Source organism: Staphylococcus americanisciuri, assembly GCF_024814435.1.
Classification (GTDB): Bacteria; Bacillota; Bacilli; order Staphylococcales; family Staphylococcaceae; genus Staphylococcus; species Staphylococcus americanisciuri.
The window spans coordinates 87,504-108,052 of record NZ_JANUXY010000001.1 but is presented as its reverse complement, the minus strand read 5'-3'; the positions used below and the strand labels follow the sequence as shown (position 1 = coordinate 108,052).

19 protein-coding genes are annotated in these 20,549 nt (G+C 36.3%); 5 read left to right on the top strand and 14 right to left on the bottom strand.

Annotated features, from left to right (window positions below; genetic code table 11):
• Positions 1–21: 21 nt before the first annotated feature.
• From sbcC to sosA, 7 genes are all read right to left on the bottom strand, one after another.
• Positions 22–3,054 carry an exonuclease subunit SbcC gene (gene sbcC, locus NXS11_RS00520; RefSeq protein WP_259197759.1) on the bottom strand — a complete coding sequence of 1,011 codons (3,033 nt, stop codon included), beginning with the start codon at positions 3,052–3,054 and terminating at the stop codon, positions 22–24.
• Positions 3,055–4,176 carry an exonuclease subunit SbcD gene (sbcD, locus tag NXS11_RS00515; RefSeq protein WP_259197758.1) on the bottom strand — a complete coding sequence of 374 codons (1,122 nt, stop codon included), beginning with the start codon at positions 4,174–4,176 and terminating at the stop codon, positions 3,055–3,057.
• Positions 4,177–4,311: 135 nt separating this feature from the next.
• Positions 4,312–4,785, bottom strand: coding sequence for a CcdC family protein (locus tag NXS11_RS00510; RefSeq protein WP_259197756.1), 474 nt, complete (start codon positions 4,783–4,785; stop codon positions 4,312–4,314).
• Between the two features lie 183 nt (positions 4,786–4,968).
• The gene (locus NXS11_RS00505; protein ID WP_263009870.1) at positions 4,969–5,196 is read right to left on the bottom strand and encodes a YneF family protein; all 228 of its coding nucleotides are present in this window, start codon (positions 5,194–5,196) and stop codon (positions 4,969–4,971) included.
• Between the two features lie 172 nt (positions 5,197–5,368).
• Positions 5,369–7,357, bottom strand: coding sequence for a transketolase (gene tkt / locus NXS11_RS00500; protein ID WP_259197752.1), 1,989 nt, complete (start codon positions 7,355–7,357; stop codon positions 5,369–5,371).
• A gap of 110 nt (positions 7,358–7,467) precedes the next feature.
• Positions 7,468–7,704 carry a DUF896 domain-containing protein gene (locus NXS11_RS00495; RefSeq protein WP_259197751.1) on the bottom strand — a complete coding sequence of 79 codons (237 nt, stop codon included), beginning with the start codon at positions 7,702–7,704 and terminating at the stop codon, positions 7,468–7,470.
• A gap of 134 nt (positions 7,705–7,838) precedes the next feature.
• Entirely contained in the window at positions 7,839–8,051 is a 213-nt protein-coding gene (sosA, locus tag NXS11_RS00490) for a DNA damage-induced cell division inhibitor SosA (RefSeq protein WP_259197750.1), read from the bottom strand.
• Between the two features lie 142 nt (positions 8,052–8,193).
• On the opposite strand from sosA, the gene lexA reads away from it, so the two are divergent.
• Positions 8,194–8,817 (top strand): transcriptional repressor LexA, encoded by a 624-nt coding sequence (gene lexA / locus NXS11_RS00485; protein WP_259197748.1) that lies wholly within the window; start codon positions 8,194–8,196, stop codon positions 8,815–8,817.
• Between the two features lie 218 nt (positions 8,818–9,035).
• On the opposite strand, the gene guaC is transcribed toward lexA, so the two are convergent.
• Positions 9,036–10,013 carry a GMP reductase gene (gene guaC / locus NXS11_RS00480; RefSeq protein ID WP_259197747.1) on the bottom strand — a complete coding sequence of 326 codons (978 nt, stop codon included), beginning with the start codon at positions 10,011–10,013 and terminating at the stop codon, positions 9,036–9,038.
• 79 nt (positions 10,014–10,092) lie between these two features.
• Positions 10,093–10,362, bottom strand: coding sequence for a 30S ribosomal protein S14 (gene rpsN, locus NXS11_RS00475; protein WP_259197745.1), 270 nt, complete (start codon positions 10,360–10,362; stop codon positions 10,093–10,095).
• Positions 10,363–10,522: 160 nt separating this feature from the next.
• Between rpsN and rpmG the strand changes: the two genes are divergently transcribed.
• Positions 10,523–10,672: a 50S ribosomal protein L33 gene (rpmG, locus tag NXS11_RS00470; RefSeq protein ID WP_044361700.1), complete on the top strand. Its 150-nt coding sequence runs from the start codon at positions 10,523–10,525 to the stop codon at positions 10,670–10,672.
• Positions 10,673–10,748: 76 nt separating this feature from the next.
• Here rpmG and NXS11_RS00465 read toward each other — a convergent pair whose 3' ends face one another.
• Positions 10,749–12,242 (bottom strand): catalase, encoded by a 1,494-nt coding sequence (locus NXS11_RS00465; RefSeq protein WP_259197734.1) that lies wholly within the window; start codon positions 12,240–12,242, stop codon positions 10,749–10,751.
• A 221-nt stretch (positions 12,243–12,463) separates the two neighbouring features.
• On the opposite strand from NXS11_RS00465, the gene NXS11_RS00460 reads away from it, so the two are divergent.
• Both NXS11_RS00460 and NXS11_RS00455 read left to right on the top strand, forming a co-directional pair.
• Positions 12,464–13,912, top strand: coding sequence for an amino acid permease (locus NXS11_RS00460; RefSeq protein ID WP_259197732.1), 1,449 nt, complete (start codon positions 12,464–12,466; stop codon positions 13,910–13,912).
• Between the two features lie 205 nt (positions 13,913–14,117).
• A complete protein-coding gene (locus NXS11_RS00455) occupies positions 14,118–14,432 on the top strand; it encodes a hypothetical protein (RefSeq protein WP_259197731.1) in 315 nt (104 codons plus the stop codon).
• 48 nt (positions 14,433–14,480) lie between these two features.
• On the opposite strand, the gene NXS11_RS00450 is transcribed toward NXS11_RS00455, so the two are convergent.
• The 4 genes from NXS11_RS00450 to NXS11_RS00435 form a co-directional block, all read right to left on the bottom strand.
• Complete coding sequence (locus NXS11_RS00450) at positions 14,481–15,293, bottom strand: Cof-type HAD-IIB family hydrolase (protein WP_259197730.1); 813 nt, start codon at positions 15,291–15,293, stop codon at positions 14,481–14,483.
• A gap of 153 nt (positions 15,294–15,446) precedes the next feature.
• Positions 15,447–16,364: a homoserine kinase gene (gene thrB, locus NXS11_RS00445; RefSeq protein WP_259198268.1), complete on the bottom strand. Its 918-nt coding sequence runs from the start codon at positions 16,362–16,364 to the stop codon at positions 15,447–15,449.
• The gene (gene thrC, locus NXS11_RS00440) at positions 16,364–17,428 is read right to left on the bottom strand and encodes a threonine synthase (RefSeq protein ID WP_259197729.1); all 1,065 of its coding nucleotides are present in this window, start codon (positions 17,426–17,428) and stop codon (positions 16,364–16,366) included. The genes thrB and thrC overlap by 1 nt, the downstream gene beginning before the upstream one ends.
• 5 nt (positions 17,429–17,433) lie before the next feature.
• Positions 17,434–18,717 (bottom strand): homoserine dehydrogenase, encoded by a 1,284-nt coding sequence (locus NXS11_RS00435; RefSeq protein ID WP_259197726.1) that lies wholly within the window; start codon positions 18,715–18,717, stop codon positions 17,434–17,436.
• Positions 18,718–18,909: 192 nt separating this feature from the next.
• Between NXS11_RS00435 and NXS11_RS00430 the strand changes: the two genes are divergently transcribed.
• A complete protein-coding gene (locus NXS11_RS00430; RefSeq protein WP_259197725.1) occupies positions 18,910–20,259 on the top strand; it encodes an aspartate kinase in 1,350 nt (449 codons plus the stop codon).
• Positions 20,260–20,549 lie beyond the last annotated feature (290 nt).

The window sequence follows — 20,549 nt, the reverse complement described above, 5'->3', positions numbered from 1 at the left end:
ATCAGCCACATTACTTACCCCTTATTCTCTTATTAATAATTTCGTATGACTTTGGTAATTGTCCGACAACACTTCTAAAACGACAGGAATTCGCTCTTTTAACTCTGTTACGTGAGAGATAATACCTACAAGACGTCCACTTGACTGCAGTTGAATCAATGTATCAAGTGCCGTTTCCAACGTTTCCTGATCCAGTGTGCCGAAACCTTCATCAACAAACATTGCATCGAGTGAAATTCCACCTTGTTCGTTTTGGACGATTTCACTCAAACCCAGTGCCAAGGCTAAAGACGCCTGGAATGTTTCACCACCCGATAATGATGTAATCGCTCGTGATTGGTTTGCATAATAATCAAAGACTGCTATCTCAAGACCGCTATAACCATTTCCTCTCTTTTCACCACGTACTAATTGATAACGATTTCCCGTCATATTTAACAACCTTTTATTCGCTTGTATTAAAATTTGATCTAAATAATACGTTAAAACATAATTTTCAAGGCTTAACTTTTTGTGATTATTCCCTGTCAAAATTTCAGATAAGTTTACAAGCTCGCTTTGCGTCTCAAGTTGTCCTTTTAATTGTTGAATCTGTTTTTTTATAGCATGACACTTCTCTTCATTGTCTTTTAACTTCATTTCTGCTTGATTAAATTGCTTTAGTGTCTCATTGTAGACTGTTGTTAATTCTGCACAATCCGTTTCTAGCACTTCTACATCCAGTACTTCAATCTTTTCTAATTTTTGTTGTATCTCAGATTGCTTGTTTAATGATAGATGATATGCTTTATTATGATGCGAAATCTTGTCTTTAATTTCCACTTCTAAAGGTACCTCAGATATGACTTGTTTTAAGTCATCGATATCTTTTAACTTCAAGCGCGTCAACTCAGTTTGTAATTCTATTTTCAACTGCTTGATTTTATCTTGTTCTTTTTCATAAAACGCCCGTGCAGTTTTACGTTGAGACGTCTCTTCATCAATCTCTCTCTCGGTTTGTTGAATTTTTTCTTGAAGTGTTCTAACCTCTTCATCATAATCCTTAATTTTTTTCAATCGTTCTGCATAGGCAGCTACAAATTTTTGTATATCTGTATATCCTGTTTGTTTTTCAAATTGTTCAAGGGCTTCATCATATTTTGAGAGTTGCTGAGATTTTAAAGTCATCTCATTTTTCACTTGATTTATTGTTTTTTCTAATTTTTCTATTCGCTGATTAACCTTAACTAAGTGTTGATTGCTTGCACGCAGTGTGTCACGTGCTTTTGTCATTGATTCGACTTCACGTTGTTTTTTATCAAATTGAGCGTTATCAAACACGACATCTGCCACTTCTTCATATGCTTGTTCATAATACTTCAATGATGTTTGGTTCTCAATGACTTGTTCACGAGCATCTTGTATCTCTTTTTCTAATACTTCATTCTGTTCTTGCTGAAGCTTTAAATCCGCCACAGATGAACCGTCTACTGAATTATGCACAATTTGACGACATACTGGACATGGTTCACCTGATTTCAACGTATCACGTAAAATATGGACGGCTGCTTCATGATTTAATACTACTTGATCATGAGAAGTTATATGGTGAACTTGTTGTTGCTTCTCAGCAATTGTCGCTTTCAATTCTTGAATAATTGCCTTTGTCTTTGTAATAGCTTGTTTGAATTCTGCAGCTTTTGTTGCATACTTCTGTGCTTGTTTCATCGCTTCGACTTCTTGACTTAATACTAGCAATTGGTCTGAAAGTTCATTTTCCTTATTAAAATCTACTTCTTGTCCATTAAGCGATAATTTTAAATCGTCATATTCCTTGCTAAACCCATGCAATTTTTTGTCTAACGACGCTAAATCTTGTTTATCACGTTGACGTTTCTCTTTAGATGCTTGGTATTGCGATTCATTTTGATAGAAATAACGTGTATTCTCAACAAATGTACGTTGTTTCGCAATTGCTTCTTCTTTAGCTGTTAATTGACCTTGCTGTTCTTGCAATGCATTTAAATCTTGTTGCCTCATTGCCAATGATGCTGTAAATCGCTGAACTTGCTTTTCGTACTGTGATAGTTGGACGCATGCATTCGTCTGATCTTGATACAGTCTAACAGCAACTTTACTCTCTGTAATACGATTCAATTGCGCTTCAAGCTGGCGAATCTTAGGTTTTTCTGCTTCTAACTCTTCAATTTCATTAATATATTTTTGATATTCTTTTTCTAATTCAATACGTTCTTCTTGTTGCGCTTTTTGTTTCTTCAGTTTTTGAACTTTATCATTCATCTGATTCGTTGCTTCTTCTAACTCACGCACAACTTTTTGACCAATCGTCTGATAGAGTGGTAACACTTCTAATAGTCGATCGTGTTGTTCTGATGTTAACGACTGATAGCCTTGTAACATCTCATTATCAAATGTCGCTAAATTTGACCAATGCTCTTTTATTCGAATCTGTCGTTTTTCTATGTCTTCTTTAATATCTTTCGTCTTCGTATGCAATTCACGACTCAAATACTCATACAATTGTGTATTAAATAGCGTTCTTAAAATTGTTTGTTTATCCGTCGTTTTCGATACTAGGAAGCGTTTGAACTCCCCTTGTGGCAAAATGAATAATTGACGAAATTGATCTTGTTTTAGTTGCAAAAGTGTCAATAAATATTGTCTACCCTCATTCAGTTTACTCTCTGTTAATACATAACGTTTGCCGTCATATACATAAACTTCTAATGTTGGATTCGTTTCGGATTTATTACCCGGCTTTGTGAAGGCCGCTGTACGAATAACTTTATAACGCTTACCACACACTTCAAATTCAAACGTAACTTTAAGAGGTTTTTTAGGGTCTGCAAACTGACTGCGCAAATCTTTGACTTCTCTCTTTTCAGTTGAGGCCTGTCCGTACAATGCAAACACAATCCCATCAAAAATCATTGTTTTCCCAGAGCCCGTCTTACCAGAAATTAAAAACAGTTGGTTGTCGTGTATCTTTGAAAAATCAATAACCTCATCGACAAAAGGTCCAAAATTTTCAAGGTGTAAAGAAATTGGTTTCAATTAGTTCCCCTCCCTTTGTTGTTCAATAAGACCTTCAAGTTGTTCGCGTTGAATATCTGAAAGTGGCGTGTCTGTGTGCATTTCATAGAATGTATTAATGATTTCCATTGGTTGAAGTTGCTTAATATGCGTCGATGGGTGTACGATATTTGATGACACAAATACTTCAAGTGTTAACGCCAATGTATTCGGATATAACTGTTTCAACTTTTGCATTGGCTCTGTGATATGGTGCATATTGCGTAATTTAAAATGGAAATAACTATAATTCGATTTACGCTCAAATCGACCATTTATCACATCGTCGTACTCCCCCTCAATCACTTCCAATTCATGTTGTGGTACTAACTTTTTAAATATTTGTATCATTTCACCTGCTTGGTTAAAGGTAATCATACGATAACCTTTCGCTTGATTCGCTTCTGAAAATGAATACTGCAAAATAGAACCACTGTAAAAGATATGGCTGTAATTCAATGTAAATGGGTGGTGGATATGCCCAAGTAAGACACCATCAAAACCTTCCAAATATTTTGGTGAAACAGCTTCAATCGTTCCAATCGTTAGGTCACGCTCCGAATCACTTTTCGGTGCACCATTCAGCGTAAAATGACCAACGAGTATGTTCTTTTTCGTCTTATCCAATTGTGATTTTATGCGTGTCACTAAGATTTTAATCGCTTCTTCATAGCTTTCTACATGTTCATCAAGATATTCACGTGCTTCTGCTACCGTAAAGAAAGGTAATGTATAAAGCGCAACATCGTCAAAAAGAATTGGCTCAAAAAAAGTGTCTAACGCTGTACGAATATATAATTGGCTTTGGTCAAACCATGATGCACCATAACTTAAACGTTCTCTACTATCATGATTGCCATGAATCATCACGATTGGAATCTTCATGTTCAAGTTCAGTTGTTGAATCGTTTCTTCAAATAAAGTTACAACACTTTTATTCGGATGCGCTGTGTCATATATATCTCCTGCAATCACTATTAAATCTGGTTGTTCCTCTGCCATATCATGAACAAATTGTGTTAAAACATGCCGTTGATCTTCTAAAAAACTATGACCATTAAGTCGCTTTCCCAAATGCCAATCTGCTGTATGAATTATTTTCATGTCAATCACCTCGAATTATTTTGCGTTTTGAAAGATAAGAAAAAGCAGTTCCCATTTACCATTGAAAACTGCTTTACACTTCTATGCCATCATCATGAAAGGGTGAGACAAAAGGTAGCACGCCACATCGTCTATTTAATATCCCAACTTCATACGTTTTTTTATTTGTTGATAGCGCCATAACATTGCCAAACGCCACGGCAGTAACATACTAAATGCTAGTAAGAAAAACATGCCTGCTAATTCTCCAGCATCAACAGAGTTACCTAAAAATACTTTTAATACCGTTCTAATAATAAGCAAAGAAATCAGCACAATTGGAAAGGCTTTTGATTTCTTTAGGTAAATATCGTTTCCTTTGACCTCAAAATGTGACGTTAGTATCAACACTGTAGAAAACACCACACCCATGACAATAGATTCGATAATTTCTGTATGCGTTAATCTAAAATATGGAACGACATACATTAATGCCCCTGTTGACATAAAAACAGGCGGTAAGATAATCTTTTTTTCATTAACAGGATACTGTTGTGCTTTCATTCTAACAACAATTACCACTGCCCCCATAACAAAAGCCACTATAATAGAAAAAACTAAATAGCTCAATGTGTTGCCTCCTCGCGATATGGAATGGAAAGTTTATTTATTACTTAGGTTATAAGTATTAATCATTTTCACAAGCAAACCTTCCACAATCATATCTATATTAAAGTACAGAAAAAAACAAAAAGCAAGAGAATCAATGTATTCATCATACATTCACCTCTTGCTTATCTAAACGATTGGATATTACATCTTCTTATCCATATTTTTGTTCATCATTGTCATCATTTGATTGATTTTTTTCTGTGATGGTTTTTGACCCATCTGCATCATCATCATACGTAACATTTCTTCGTTAATAGGTGGGTTCTTTTTCAAATAATCCATCATATATTTACGTGCTAAGAAGAAACCACCAACAAGACCGATGATAAGTGCAACTGCAATTAATAATATTGCTAACCATGTAGCCATCGTTTCACCCACTTTCTTTATCCTTTAGCATTTTACTAGAAATACCATCTGTTTTCAAGATAATTCCGGTAATGTTCAGGTTTTTAAGTCTTCACATCATCTATCATCTAAAAAAGGTAAGAAAGCAATGAATGCTTTCCCACCTTACTTGATTTATATATCACTAAAAATTCTATAGCTTTTTGATTTCTGCTAACACTTGTTCTTTTGTAAAGCCATATTTTTCAACAACTAAGTCACCAGGGGCACTTGCACCAAATCGATCAATACCGATGACCTTACCATTCATACCCACATATTTATGCCAACCTAATGTTGCACCCATTTCAGCAGCAACACGCTTCTCAACTTGCGGTAATAAAATAGCGTCTTTATATTCTTGTGATTGTTGCTCGAACGCATGCCAGTTAGGCATTGAAACAACACGTACACCTTTACCTTGTTCTGCTAAATCTTTCGCAACGTCTACTAATAGGCTCACTTCAGAACCAGTTGCAAGTAACACATACTCAGGGGCTACTTCCGTTTCATAAACAACATACGCCCCTTTACGTACACCTTCATCAACAGTCGCTGGTGCTACATCTAAAACAGGTAAACCTTGTCTTGTTAAGACTAAAGCTGTTGGTGTCGTTTTAGATTCCAACGCAACTTGCCATGCAACGCGTGTTTCGTTGCCATCAGCTGGACGAATGACATTTAAGTTCGGAATGGCACGTAGACCTGCAAGTTGCTCGATTGGTTCATGTGTTGGACCATCTTCACCAACTGCAATAGAGTCATGTGTGAAGATGAATGTTGAACCAAGTCCCATTAATGAAGATAAGCGTAGTGCTGGTTTTACATAGTCACTAAATACAAAGAATGTCGCACCATAAGGATGAATACCACCATGCGCTGCCATACCATTAACAGCTGCTGCCATCGCAAATTCACGTACACCAAACCAAATATTTCTGCCGCTGCCGTCTTCAGCTGAAAAATCGCCTTCCGCTTTTACATTTGATTTATTTGATGACGCTAAGTCTGCTGAACCACCGAAGAATGATGGAACTGCTGCGCTTATCGCTTGAATGACTTCACCAGAATCAGCACGTGATGCTGCGTTATGCCCCACTTCAAATTGTGGTAATGCAGCTGCATAGTCTTCTGGAAGGTCACCTGCTAGTGCTGTTTTGAATGTTGCTGCAAGTTCAGGATATTGTGCTTCATATTTTTTGAAGGCTGCTTCCCATGCTTGCTCATGTTCATCTGCACGTGCAATCATTGTTTCTTGGAAGATATCATAAACAACATCATCTACATGGAATTGTTTGTTAGCATCTAATGCATAGTTATCGAATGTTAGCGCACGTTCATCTGCTCCAAGTGGTGCACCGTGTGATGTATGGCTATTAGATTTATTTGGTGAGCCATAACCAATAATTGTTTTTACTTCAATAATTGTTGGACCTGTTTGTTCTTTTGCCGTCGTAATCGCACGATCAATCGCTTCAAGATTGTTGCCATCTTCAACTAAAATATGGTTCCAACCGTATGATTCAAATCGCTGCTTAATGTTTTCTGAGAATGACTTATTCGTTTTTCCATCTAAAGAGATATCATTTGAATCATACAATGTAATCAACTTATCTAATTTCAAGTGACCCGCCAAAGAAGCCGCCTCATGTGAGATTCCTTCCATCAAGTCACCATCAGATGCCAATACATATGTGTGATGATCTACAATTGAGAAATCATCTTTGTTATATTTGGCAGATAAATGCTTCTCCGCCATTGCCATACCAACTGCCATTGCAAAACCTTGTCCTAATGGTCCCGTTGTAATCTCTACGCCTTGTGTATGGCGGTACTCAGGGTGTCCAGGTGTTTTGGAACCCCATTGTCTAAAGTTCTTCAATTCGTCTAACGCTAATCCACCTGAAACATGTAATAAGCTGTATAATAATGCTGAACCATGTCCGGCAGATAGTACAAATCTATCTCTATTAAAATATTTGTCAGCTTTTGGATTAAAGTTCAAGTGACGCGTCCATAATGTGTATGCCATTGGTGCTGCGCCCATTGGTAAACCTGGATGCCCTGAATTTGCTTGCTCGATTGCGTCAATACTCAAAGCACGCAATGTATTCACTGCTAGACTGTCTTTTTTATCAAACATAAAATAACATCCCTTCTTTTCTGTTCCTATTCGTATTATAACCTAAAGGTATATTAGAAACCTAGAAAATCAATATATCTGTATCAATAATTCATGAAAAAAGTGTGACACTATTTACGCAAGTTCTTTTGCTTTTGAATTTCTTTCAATTTATCAGGTGTCACATCATTTCCTTGAGGGTCAATTACTTTAGTTTGCTCAATTTGTGACTTAAAACTACCACGAAATGTTTCTAAATATTCACTTCTTAATTGTGATTGTTCTTTAGCTTCAATTTCTGTTAAGCCCTGTTCCTTTTTCTTTTTAGCTAATTCATTAATACGATTTAGTTTGTCTTGACTAAGCATGTCGTATTACCTCCGTCAATTTCTTTACAAAAATATATCAGAAATAGTACTAAAAACCAAACACTTCGCACTTGTGAACTAACTTGTCTTAGACGAAAGTCATAATGACTTCTCTATCATTAAAGAATATGGCACTATTTGCTTAAAGTAAGCGCAAAAACACTTTGCTCATCCTGCTGACTTGGCGATGTTTGCTCTGTGTTCTTAAGTGAATGATCTGTCATCTCGTACGTTTGTTCTGTATTATTATTTTGACTTACCATAATAAAAAAGGTAAAAAACAAGACAACAGAAGCTAAAAATACGATAATGAAAAGATAAAGCTCAAAAAATTTATGTTGTACCATTTACTAACACTCCTAGAACATTTGTTTGTATTGATAATTTAACAGAACGTGCGTTCCATGTCAACAAAAAGACGAACAAATGTTTGTTTGCGTTCGAGTAATATGCTATAATTATTTTAAATTCAGCAGAGGAGTGCTAATAATGAGAGAGTTAACAAAGAGACAAAGTGAAATATTTGAATATATAAAACAAGTAGTGCAATCTAAAGGCTATCCACCAAGCGTACGTGAAATTGGAGAAGCGGTTGGTCTTGCATCCAGTTCTACCGTTCATGGACATCTCTCACGTCTTGAAGAAAAAGGTTACATTAGACGTGACCCAACCAAGCCACGGGCGATTGAGATTGTGAACGAACTAATGGGAGACCCTGTCAATATGGAGGCTACTATTTTTGTTCCTGTTATTGGAAAAGTGACTGCAGGCATCCCTATAACTGCTGTCGAAAATGTTGAAGAATACTATCCGTTACCAGAACACTTCACCTCTACACATAACGGTCAATTATTCATTTTGAACGTTGTTGGAGATAGCATGATTGAAGCTGGAATACTCGATGGTGATAAAGTCATCGTTCGCAGTCAATCTATTGCTGAAAATGGTGACATTATCGTTGCAATGACTGAGGAAGATGAAGCAACGGTGAAACGTTTCTATAAAGAAAAAAATCGTTATCGTTTGCAACCAGAGAACAGTATGCTCAGTCCTATTTATTTAGAACAAGTCACTGTACTAGGTAAAGTGGTCGGCTTATTTAGAGAAATGTAGTATAATCATACAGGTTATCAGAAACATTAACAGCTGAGACATAATTAATTTATAGACCAAGAAACGATAAATGATGTCCCAAACTCAATATCGCGCTAATTTTTCAAATGAATAAACGCATTAATTATGTCTGTGAGATTCTCTCAATCGCACTAATAATAAAAAGCTCAGTACCTCTACACGATGATGTAGAAGCACTGAGCTTTTTAAATTAATTTTTAGTCTCTGTCACCATTAAAAATTGAGTTTTTAACAATAACATAATCTACTTTTCTTAATGCATCAATATCTTTGCCACCTGCATAAGAAATTGAACTTTGTAAGTCTTCTTGCATTTCTGTTAGCGTGTCTTGCAGTGCTCCTTTATGCGCAACAAACATCTTTTTACCCTCAACATTTTTACGCTCACCTTTTTGATATTCAGAAGCACTACCGAAGTACTCTTTATACTTTTTGCCATCCATCTCCACAGTTTCACCCGGAGATTCCTCATGTGCTGCAAACAATGAACCAATCATAACCATAGACGCACCAAAACGCACTGATTTTGCAATATCACCGTGAGTACGAATACCACCATCTGCAATGATTGGTTTACGTGCTGCTTTACTGCATAAGTTAACAGCAGCTAACTGCCAGCCACCTGTACCAAAGCCCGTCTTAATCTTTGTGATACACACACGACCTGGACCGATACCAACTTTTGTCGCATCTGCACCAGCATTCTCTAATTCACGAACGCCCTCAGGTGTCCCAACATTACCGGCAATTACGAATGTTTCAGGTAAGTGTTTTTTAATATGTTGAATCATATCAATCACTTGATCAGAATGACCATGTGCAATATCAATCGTAATATATTCTGGTTTTAAACCTTCTTCTTTAATCTGTCTCACAAATTCAAATTCAGGGTCTTTGACGCCAACTGAGATAGAAGCGAATAATCCTTTGTCTTGCATGCGTTTAATAAATGGTAATCTCGCTGCTTCATCAAAACGGTGCATGATATAAAAATAATCATTTGCAGCAAACCATTCCGCTAATTTTTCATTCATAACTGTCTGCATATTTGCTGGCACAACAGGCAGTTTGAATCGTTTAGGGCCAAATTGGATAGAAGTATCGATTTCAGAACGACTCTTCACAATACTTTTGTTTGGAATTAACTGTATATCTTCATAATCAAAAATTTTCATATTAAAAAACCCCTCAATTATTTTATCCATATGATAATATACTATCTTTACAGGATAAAGTAAACAAAGGGTTACAAAATTACCAACTAGATTTTTTCACACCTGGTATTTGACCTTTATGTGCATATTCACGAAACGAAATACGAGACATTTCAAACTTGCGCATTACGCCTCTTGGTCTACCGGTAACTTTACATCTTCTTGTCAAACGTGTTGGTGAAGAATCTCTTGGAAGTTTGCGCAAAGCTTCATAATCACCTTTTGCTTTTAATTCACGACGCAAATCAGCATATTGCGCAACTAACTGTTCGCGTTTTCTCTCTTTTGCAATCTTAGACTTTTTAGCCATATATACTTACCACCTTTAAATCGTAATCATTACGTTTTAAATATTAACACATCTTTAGAAAGTAACGCAAGATAAAAATATTGGCAAATATAAAAAAACATGCTAAAATATTAAATCGTAACGGTTTCAGTTTGAATGTAATCAAAAAGGAGTGATAAACATGCGAATTAACGTAACTTTAGCTTGTACGGAATGTGGCGATCGTAACTACATTACAACAAAGAACAAACGTACAAATCCAGAACGTATTGAAATGATGAAATACTGCCCAAGATTAAACAAACATACTTTGCACAGAGAAACTAAGTAATCGTTGATATGACTAATCTTAAAAATACGACAAAAAATGTTGAGAGTTGCGGCTCTCAACATTTTTATTATGTCGCTTATTTCAAGTCACCTAATATAGCATCTAAGTTTTCTAACATACCTAGCGCTTTGGCAACACCTTTACCATATTCTGGATCTGCTTGGTAGCAATGGCGAATATGACGATGTTTTACTTCATCTGTTGTGCCATCCATCTCGTTCGCCGTATTTTCAAATATACGTTGTTGCTGTTCTGGAGATTGCAAACGGAATAACTTACCTGGTTGTTCAAAGTAGTTATCATCATCTTCTCTAAAATCATGCTCATATGCTGTACCTTCAACAGCCAATGGTGGACGTTTGTATTCTGGTTGACTTTCGAAAGCCCCATTACTGTTTGGATAGTAATGTGTTTTACCTCCACCATTTCCATCTAAGAAACGCATTTGTCCATCACGACTAAACGGACAAATATTTTCAACACCCACACCTTTTGGCTGGTTAACTGGAATTTGCCAGTGGTTAACACCTAAGCGATATCTTTGCGCATCACCATAAGCGAACAATCTACCTTGTAACATTTTATCAGGTGAAAAGTCTAGACCTGGAATAATGTTTGTTGGTGCAAAGGCAGCTTGTTCAACGTCCATGAAATAGTTGTCTGGGTTTCTATTAAGTTCAAATTCCCCTACTTCAATCAATGGATACTCGCCTTTAAACCATACTTTTGTTAAGTCGAATGGGTTATCTTTATGATTGCGTGCTTGTTCTTCCGTCATGACTTGAATATACATTTTCCATTTCGGGAAGTCACCTTTTTCAATTGCTTCAAATAAATCTCTTTGTGACGATTCACGATCATTTGCAATCACTTGTGCTGCCTCTTCAGGTGACAAGTTTTCAATACCTTGTTGCGTTCTGAAATGGAATTTAACCCAAACACGTTCATTTTTATCATTAATCATTGCATACGTATGCGAACCGAAACCATGCATATGTCTGTATCCTTTTGGAATACCGCGATCTGTCATCAAAATCGTTACTTGATGCAATGCTTCTGGCAATGATGTCCAGAAATCCCAATTATTTTGAGCACTGCGCATATTTGTTCTTGGATCTCTCTTTACCGCATGGTTTAAGCTTGCAAATAATTTAGGGTCTCTAAAGAAGAAAACAGGTGTATTGTTACCTACTAAATCCCAATTTCCTTCTTCTGTATAGAATTTCAAAGCAAAACCACGAATGTCTCGTTCGGCATCAGCTGCACCACGTTCACCTGCTACTGTTGAAAAACGCGCGAACATCTCCGTTTTTTTACCCACTTCGGAAAAGATTTTAGCTGATGTATACTGTGTAATATCATGTGTGACAGTAAATGTACCGAATGCACCTGAACCTTTAGCATGCATTCTTCTCTCAGGAATAACTTCACGATCAAAGTGTGCCATTTGTTCTAAAAAGTACCAGTCTTGCATTAATAATGGACCACGTTCACCTGCTGTCATTGAATTTTCTCTGTCGCCAACTGGATGCCCGAATAATCCAGTTAACTTCGAATCATTATTACTCATTGAATGACCTTCTTTCTTATTTATAATAATTCTAATCTACCCCTTTACTTTATTATAACTTATTTTCAAAAATTTAAAAGTATCACGTATTCTCTTCTTGAGATAGAATTTTCGAAAAATTTCGCTTTCAAGGCTTTAAAGTTGTAAAATGTTGTTGAATATCCGCGAAATAGCAAGTACAATAGATAGAAATCTTTTATTTAAATGAGGAGCAGATGTTTATGGAAGAAAAAAAATTAAATAGGGGTCTCCAGTCGAGACACATTACAATGATTGCTATTGGAGGGGCTATCGGCACCGGTTTATTTGTAGCAACTGGAGGTGTCATTGCACAAGCCGGTCCAGGTGGCGCAATCTTAGCATATTTACTAATTGGGCTGATGCTGTACTTTTTAATGTCATCCATCGGTGAAATGGCAACATTCTATCCCGTATCAGGTTCATTTAGTAGCTATTCAACACGTTTTGTAGATCCTTCTCTTGGATTTACTATGGGCTGGTTGTATTGGACAATATGGTCGCTTGTTACCAGTATTGATATCATAGTTGCATCCAACGTACTTGGATATTGGGATGCCTTCCATTTCTTCTCTCCCTTAGTATGGAGTATTATTTTCTTAATCATTATATTCTTGCTTAACGTTTTTACGGTCAAAGCGTTCGGTGAGGCTGAATTCTGGCTTTCACTTGTCAAAGTTGTCACAATTATTATCTTTATCGTGTTAGGTTTCTTAATGATTTTTGGTATTTTAGGGGGTAAGTATTACGGATTTGCCAATTATACAGTTGGTGAAGCACCGTTTGTTGGTGGTTTTTCAGGATTTTTAAGTGTTTTATTAATCGCTGGATTCTCAGTCGGTGGTACTGAAGTTGTTGCCGTTGCAGCTGGTGAATCAGATAATCCTAGAAAGTCTATGCCACGAGCAATCAAGCAAGTATTCTGGCGTATTTTACTTTTTTACGTATTATCTATTGCAGTCATTTCTGGTATTTTGGCGTATACAGATCCAACATTATTAAATAAAGACAGTTCTATTACACAAAGTCCATTTACAATTGTCTTTGATAAAGTAGGTATCGCATTTGCAGCATCTGTAATTAATGCTGTTATTTTGACGACATTATTATCAGCAGCCAATTCCGGTATTTTCACAACAAGTCGTATGCTATTCTCTTTAAGCGAAAATGGACAAGCACCTAAGTTTCTTGGTGTCATCAATCGCCAAACAAAATTACCATTGAATGCATTGCTAACAACATTCATCTTTATTACAGCCGTAACTGTATATGCCAATTATAATTCTGAAAGTGTTATCGGCTTATTAAATATCATCGGAGCGTTAATCACTTTCGTATGGGCTTCAAGTGTGTTAGCACAAGTTAGACTTAGACGTGCAATTAAAGTGCAACAAAAAGATATCGATCAACTGTTACCATATAAAGCACCATTTTTCCCATTTGGGCCTATCTTAGTATTTGTAACGATTTTATTCTTAATCTTTGGTAGTTCGGCTGAAGCAATCATACACTTTGATTTACCAAAGTTAGCACAAAATTTCTTACCAATTATTGTGCTATTCGTTATTTACTTAGTCCACAAATTAGTTCATAAAACAAAAGTCGTTCCGTTAGAAGATATTGACTTAAGTGAACATGAATCATACAAATAATTGAAAGACTAACCCAGAGCGATGGGCGTTGGACAGGAATCTCGCTTTTCTAAAAAGATTCCGTTGTTCCAACCCCGTCGCTTTTTTAGATAAAATACAGGAGTCTCAAAATTTCATACAGCCATCTTATCCAAGTATTTTCCTATTTTATCAGCTGTATAAATAATGTATAATTAAAGTAATAATAAATAAAGGTGGTTTTAATATGGTTGGACAAACAAACCTTTTTGATGACGTGATTAAAACGGAAGAACGCTTTGTTATTGTTGTGCAATCATTGGAGGAAAAATACGGTCAACTGCTTAAGCGTACTTTACGGGAATATAGCAGTTTGACACATGAACAAATGGAAAACTTATATCAACACCTAAAAGAACTCTATTTAGATGTACCATTTGAAGATAATCAATCCGCTTTTGCCATTACAATCTATACAAATCAAGAATACGCAGCCGACTATATTTATGCACATATTAAACGCCATCGTGGTCAAAAAGAATGGACGCATACTGCAAAATAATTAACAAACCAGTGACGGGTTTAAAGCCTACGTCACTGGTTTTAACTTTTATAGCTCCACACCAAGCAGTTGTGTCAGTATAAACGGAATCCCCTCTTCATCGTGACTTTTCGTCACTAGGTCTGCTTTTTCTTTCAAGTCTTCACGCGCATTGCCCATCGCAATACCTGTACCTACCGTTTCTATCATATCAAAGTCATTTGCACTATCACCAAAAGCAATCATATTCTTCACAGACATGCCACGTTGTTCTGCCAAACGACGTATTGCTGTACCTTTAGATACCCCTTTGCACATAAACTCAAGAAAGAACGGTTTGCTAATAGTAATCGCCAGCTCATCCGTAAATTGCTGTGCTTCAGATGCATACATGCTTGCAATCTTATCTTCATCATCGACCGCCATCACTTTTGGTACATCTGTTTGAACATATGCTTTAATATCGTCAACTTGAATCATGGGCATACCAGTCAATTCAGATTCAACACCCATATAGTGATGTGTTCCTTCACAAACTATACGTCCTTCGTAATATGTTAAAACTAGCATGTTATGCTGTCTACAAAAATCAACAATACGATCAAAGTTTTCTTTCGACACACTCTGTTTGGCAATAATCGATTGATTGGCCACATCTATTATTTGTCCACCATTGTAGCTCATTATATAGCTACCATATTGGTCTAGTTTTAGTTCTTTTGCGACTGCCATCATACCTTCTGTCGGACGTCCTGATGCCAATGTAAGCTTATAACCCAGTTGTTGGACTTTCAATAAGTAATCTTTTGTTTTCTGAGATACACGATTTTGTGAAGTAAGCAATGTATCATCCATGTCAAATATAATCAAGTCTGGTTTCATGATTAATGTCTCCTTTTCTTTCTATCTCTTACAATAAGATAACATATTTCAGACTTTCAAATGTTATTAGACAAAAAATTATCAAAGTACATGACGATTAAAACAACAAAGCAGCTTTACACATGCCTAGACATGTATAAAACTGCTTTGTTGTTAATATTTATGGAAGGATTGACTTACAACACCTTCCGTATTGACTGTTACCAGTTCTGAATGACAGTGTTCAAAATTTTGGCGCAATGCGCGTACAAGTGAACCACTTTGTTCTTTTTTTATCATTGTCATAATCGTTGAACCTGCACCTGACATCACAGTCGCATAAGCATTAAATTCATGTGCTGTCTGTTTCACCGCTTCAAAATCAGCAATAAGATGTTGGCGATACGGTTCATGCAAGCCGTCTTGTTCCATCATTTTGCCTGCAAGCTCATAATTGTGTTGGATTAATGCACTAATCATCGTGTTGCTAATCGCGCTGAATTTAACTGCATCCCTATGATGAACTGTGTCTGGTAAAACTGCACGAGATTTTTGTGTTTCTAGTTCATATTCAGGAATCGTCAAAATAAAGTCCACATTAGGTACATCGATATGCGCAATATCTGTCACATTTGTTTCCGCATTATGATAGCCGACAACTAACCCACCATATATCGTTGGTGCAACATTATCGGGATGACCTTCTATCTCTGTTGCCAACTGTAATAGCTCATACTTTGAAAGTTCAATATCACCGAAATAGTTCGCAATATAAAGTGCTGCAACCAGTGCTGATGCTGATGAACCTAAGCCACGTGCAAGTGGAATATCACTATACATTTTTATCTCCAAAGCTGGCAGTTGCACCTGATATTTATCAGCCACATATTGGGCAGTTCGATAAATATAGTTCGTTTCATCATCTGGTAAACCTTGAAGATGTGGTCCTTCATGATGAAATTTCCACTGCTGTGCACGAATCGGTTGTGCATCGATATACAAAAACTTGTTGAGTGCCATACCTATTGAATCAAAGCCACAGCCTAAGTTAGCAGTCGATGCAGGCACTTTAAGGCTTAACTTATTTTTTATCATTTTAATGCATCCTTAATATATTGTATGATTTGATCTTTATCGTTGGGTAGTGCTTGAATTGGATTTTCTAATAATCCAATAGCTGTATCTGGATCTTTGAGACCATTTCCAGTTAAAACAGCAACAACTTTTTGACCTGCTTTAAGTTTACCTTGTCGATGTAGCTTAATCAACCCAGCGATAGATGCATTACTCGCCGGTTCACTAAAGATACCTTCTTTAGATGTCATCAATTGATATGCCTCTAAAATCTCTTCATCTGTAACAGCTTCAATAAGCCCTTCCGACGTTTCAATCGCGTCTACTGCCTTATCCCAGCTTGCAGGATTACCAATGCGAATAGCTGTTGCAATAGTCTCAGGATTTTTGACTACTTTGTTTTGAACAATAGGTGATGCGCCCTCTGCTTGAAAGCCAAACATTTTCGGTAAACCACTTGCTGACCGCTCATGATATTCTTTAAAGCCCTTCCAGTAAGCTGTAATATTTCCAGCATTACCAACTGGAATCGCTAAAACATCTGGCGCAGAACCTTCAAACTGCTCTACAATCTCAAACGCTGCAGTTTTTTGCCCCTCTATACGATATGGATTCACCGAGTTAACCAGTTCAATCTCACCATCTTGTGCAATTTCCTTAACGATTTCTAATGCCTCATCAAAATTCCCTTCAATAGAGACAATTTGTGCCCCATACATCACAGCTTGCGATAGCTTACCTAATGCAATCTTGCCTTCTGGTATGACAACAATAGCTTTTAACCCTGCTCTTGCCGCATATGCAGCAGCCGAAGCAGAGGTATTACCTGTAGAAGCACATATTACAATCTTACGCCCTTGTTCTTTCGCTTTCGTCACTGCCATAACCATACCACGATCTTTAAATGAACCTGTCGGATTAGCACCTTCATATTTAACATGTAATTCAATTCCTAACATCTCTGATATCGTAGGGCAGTATATCAATGGTGTATGCCCCTCATTCAAAGACACATTAGGTGTTTGTTCATCAACTGGTAAAAATGCTTGATATTCCTTTACAAGTCCTTGCCATAACTTCATCTTTATCATACTCCTTCAACCGGATAAATTTTTTCAACTTCATAACCATCTAATGCATCAATCGCCGCTGTTGGTTGTTCATCAACACCAATTACAACCACCGCATAGCGCTTGTCTGCTATTTGTGTTAATTGCAAAGTTTTATGAAATGGGAGATTCCCTTTTATATCTGTTTCAAACTGCTTTTCAGACACATCAGGACAACTCACCACAAAATAATAACTTTCTTTTTCTTTCATTAATTCCGGCTCATTTGTATCCATCATTTCTTTTGTCTTTTCAGTAGTCAATTCAAAATGTGGAGGTAACGTGTGTAAGTTAGATTCAAACTGTAACGATACATTTAATAAATCACTTACTACGGCTGAACCGGTCGCCAAACTACCAGCCCCTTTACCATAAAACATCGTTTCTCCTACTGCATCTCCAATAACATATATCGCGTTATATTCATTTTCAACCGATGCAAGTTGATGACTATGAGCAACCAAAGTTGGTTTAACAGATGCTTTAACCTGACCATTTGCATACGTACCTTTACCAATCAATTTAATTTTATAACCAAGCGTACGTGCTGCATCAATATCATGCGTCGTTACTTGACTAATCCCTTGAGTCGTTACATCATCCAATTTGATCACCTGATTAAATGATAAATACGATGTTATGACAACTTTACGTGCTGCGTCAATTCCTTCGACATCATCAGTCGGATCTGCTTCTGCAAAGCCTAAATCTTGTGCCTCTTGTAAAGCATCGGCATAAGCTGCACCCTCTTCGGTCATTTTCGTTAATATAAAATTAGAAGTTCCATTAAAAATGCCCATGAATTTACTAATATTATTTGCATTCAAGCCGTTATTAATCGCATTAACAATTGGAATACCTCCAGCTACACTGGCTTCATATTTGAGTGCGACACCGTTCTCTTGGGCTAAATCTTCTAATACACGCAAATGCACCGCTAACAAATCTTTATTCGCTGTGATTACATGTTTCTTTTGAGACAATGCTGCTTTCAACCAATCAACTGTTGGCTCAATGCCACCCATTACCTCAACAACGATATCCACATCATCATCATTTAAAATATCATTGACATCTTCTGTTAAATGATATTGAGAAATGTTAAGCGGGCGTTTTTTTGACTTATCACGAACTAAGATATGTTTAATCTGAATGTCTTTCTGGATGGTTTCTTTAATCTGTTGATGGTTTTCTTCGATGATTTTTACCACGCCAGAACCGACTGTACCTAGTCCTAATAATGCAACATTGAGTTGTTTCATGTAATATCCCTCCGATTGTTTTGCACAAAATTATTATATACATATTGAAATATGGATAAATATAGTTTAGTATAAGTTCATTCACAAAGTTTGTAAAGTTCTAAAAATTTCAAAAAACACATCTCTATCATACCATTTTTCAGTACAAAACTGAATGAGAAAACTATTATGAATGAAAGGTTGTATCTAGTTATGAAAGTATCTAAATTTGGTGGTAGCTCCGTCGCTACAGCAACACAAATTAAAAAAGTTTTACATATTGTTAATAGTGATGAGGAGAGACGAATTATCATCGTTTCAGCACCTGGTAAACGTCATGCTGAAGATACCAAAGCGACCGACCTTTTAATCAGATTATATGAAAAAGTAATGAATCAGCTTGACTATCAAACAAAAAAGCAAGAAATTTTAGCACGTTTTAGTGATATTATTGATGAACTTGGACTTAAAACTGATTTATTACAAAAAATTGACGATACGTTAGAACACCACATCAAACATCTTAAAAATAATCCGCCTCGTTTGTTAGACGCGTTAAAGTCATCAGGAGAAAACTTTAACGCTCAAATCATTGCGGCATATAATACTCAACAAGGCGTACCAACGATTTATTTATCACCGAAAGATGCTGGGATTATCGTGACAGACGAGCCTGAAAATGCGCAAATTTTATCTTCAAGTTATGAAAAGATTAGCAAACTACGTGACATTGCAGAAAAGGTCATTATTCCAGGTTTTTTTGGTTATTCAGAAACAGACCATATTGTCACATTTCCTAGAGGAGGATCAGATATTACGGGAGCGATTGTTGCACGTGGTGTCAAAGCAGATCTTTATGAGAATTTTACCGATGTATCAGGGATATATCGTGCAAATCCAACAATTATTAAGTCACCGGAAATTATTCATGAGATTACATATCGTGAAATGCGAGAATTGTCGTATGCGGGGTTTGGTGTATTTCATGATGAAGCATTACAACCACTGTACCGCTATCGTATCCCCGTTGTGATTAAAAATACGAATCGCCCCGATGATCCGGGTACATACATCGTTCATGACAGAGAGATTAATCGCCGTAGAGTCGTAACAGGGATTAGCTGTGATAAAGGATTTACAAGTATCAATATCAAAAAATACTTAATGAATAGACAAGTCGGATTCACTGCCAAAATACTAAAAATATTAGCTGATAATGAAGTGTCTTTTGACCATATGCCATCAGGAATTGATAATATCAGCATCATCATGCGTACATCACAATTAGAGGGCAAAGAAGAAAAGATTTTAAATGAAATCCGCTCACAATGTGAAATTGACGAATTGAATGTAGAACATGATCTGGCAATATTGATGGTTGTTGGAGAAGGTATGAGTGCTGTTGTCGGTACAGCCAACAAGATTACATCGGCACTTGCTAACGCAGGTATCAACTTAAAAATGATCAATCAAGGATCATCTGAAATTTCAATGATGTTCGGTATTTCAACCAAAGAAGCAGAGGCTGCTGTAAAAGCTTGTTATCAAAACTGTTATGCATAAAATTACGAATTAAGTTCGAGCTACTCACTAATGAGTGGCTCTTTTTTATTTCATAGATAACTAACACCCAAATTAATCACCCTTAATTTTTCTCCTTTTAATTTTTATTTGTCATCTTCAAATAGTATCTTCCCAAACTGTAATAATATATCTAATTGATATTATTTTTTAATAGTTTCATCTTCAATATCTCTCTAAATCATTATTAGGTGTTTGTTTTTTTAAAATTTATATTTAAATCTTTAATTTTATCATTAAATTATTGAAATTCATTAATTTAATGGTAAAAT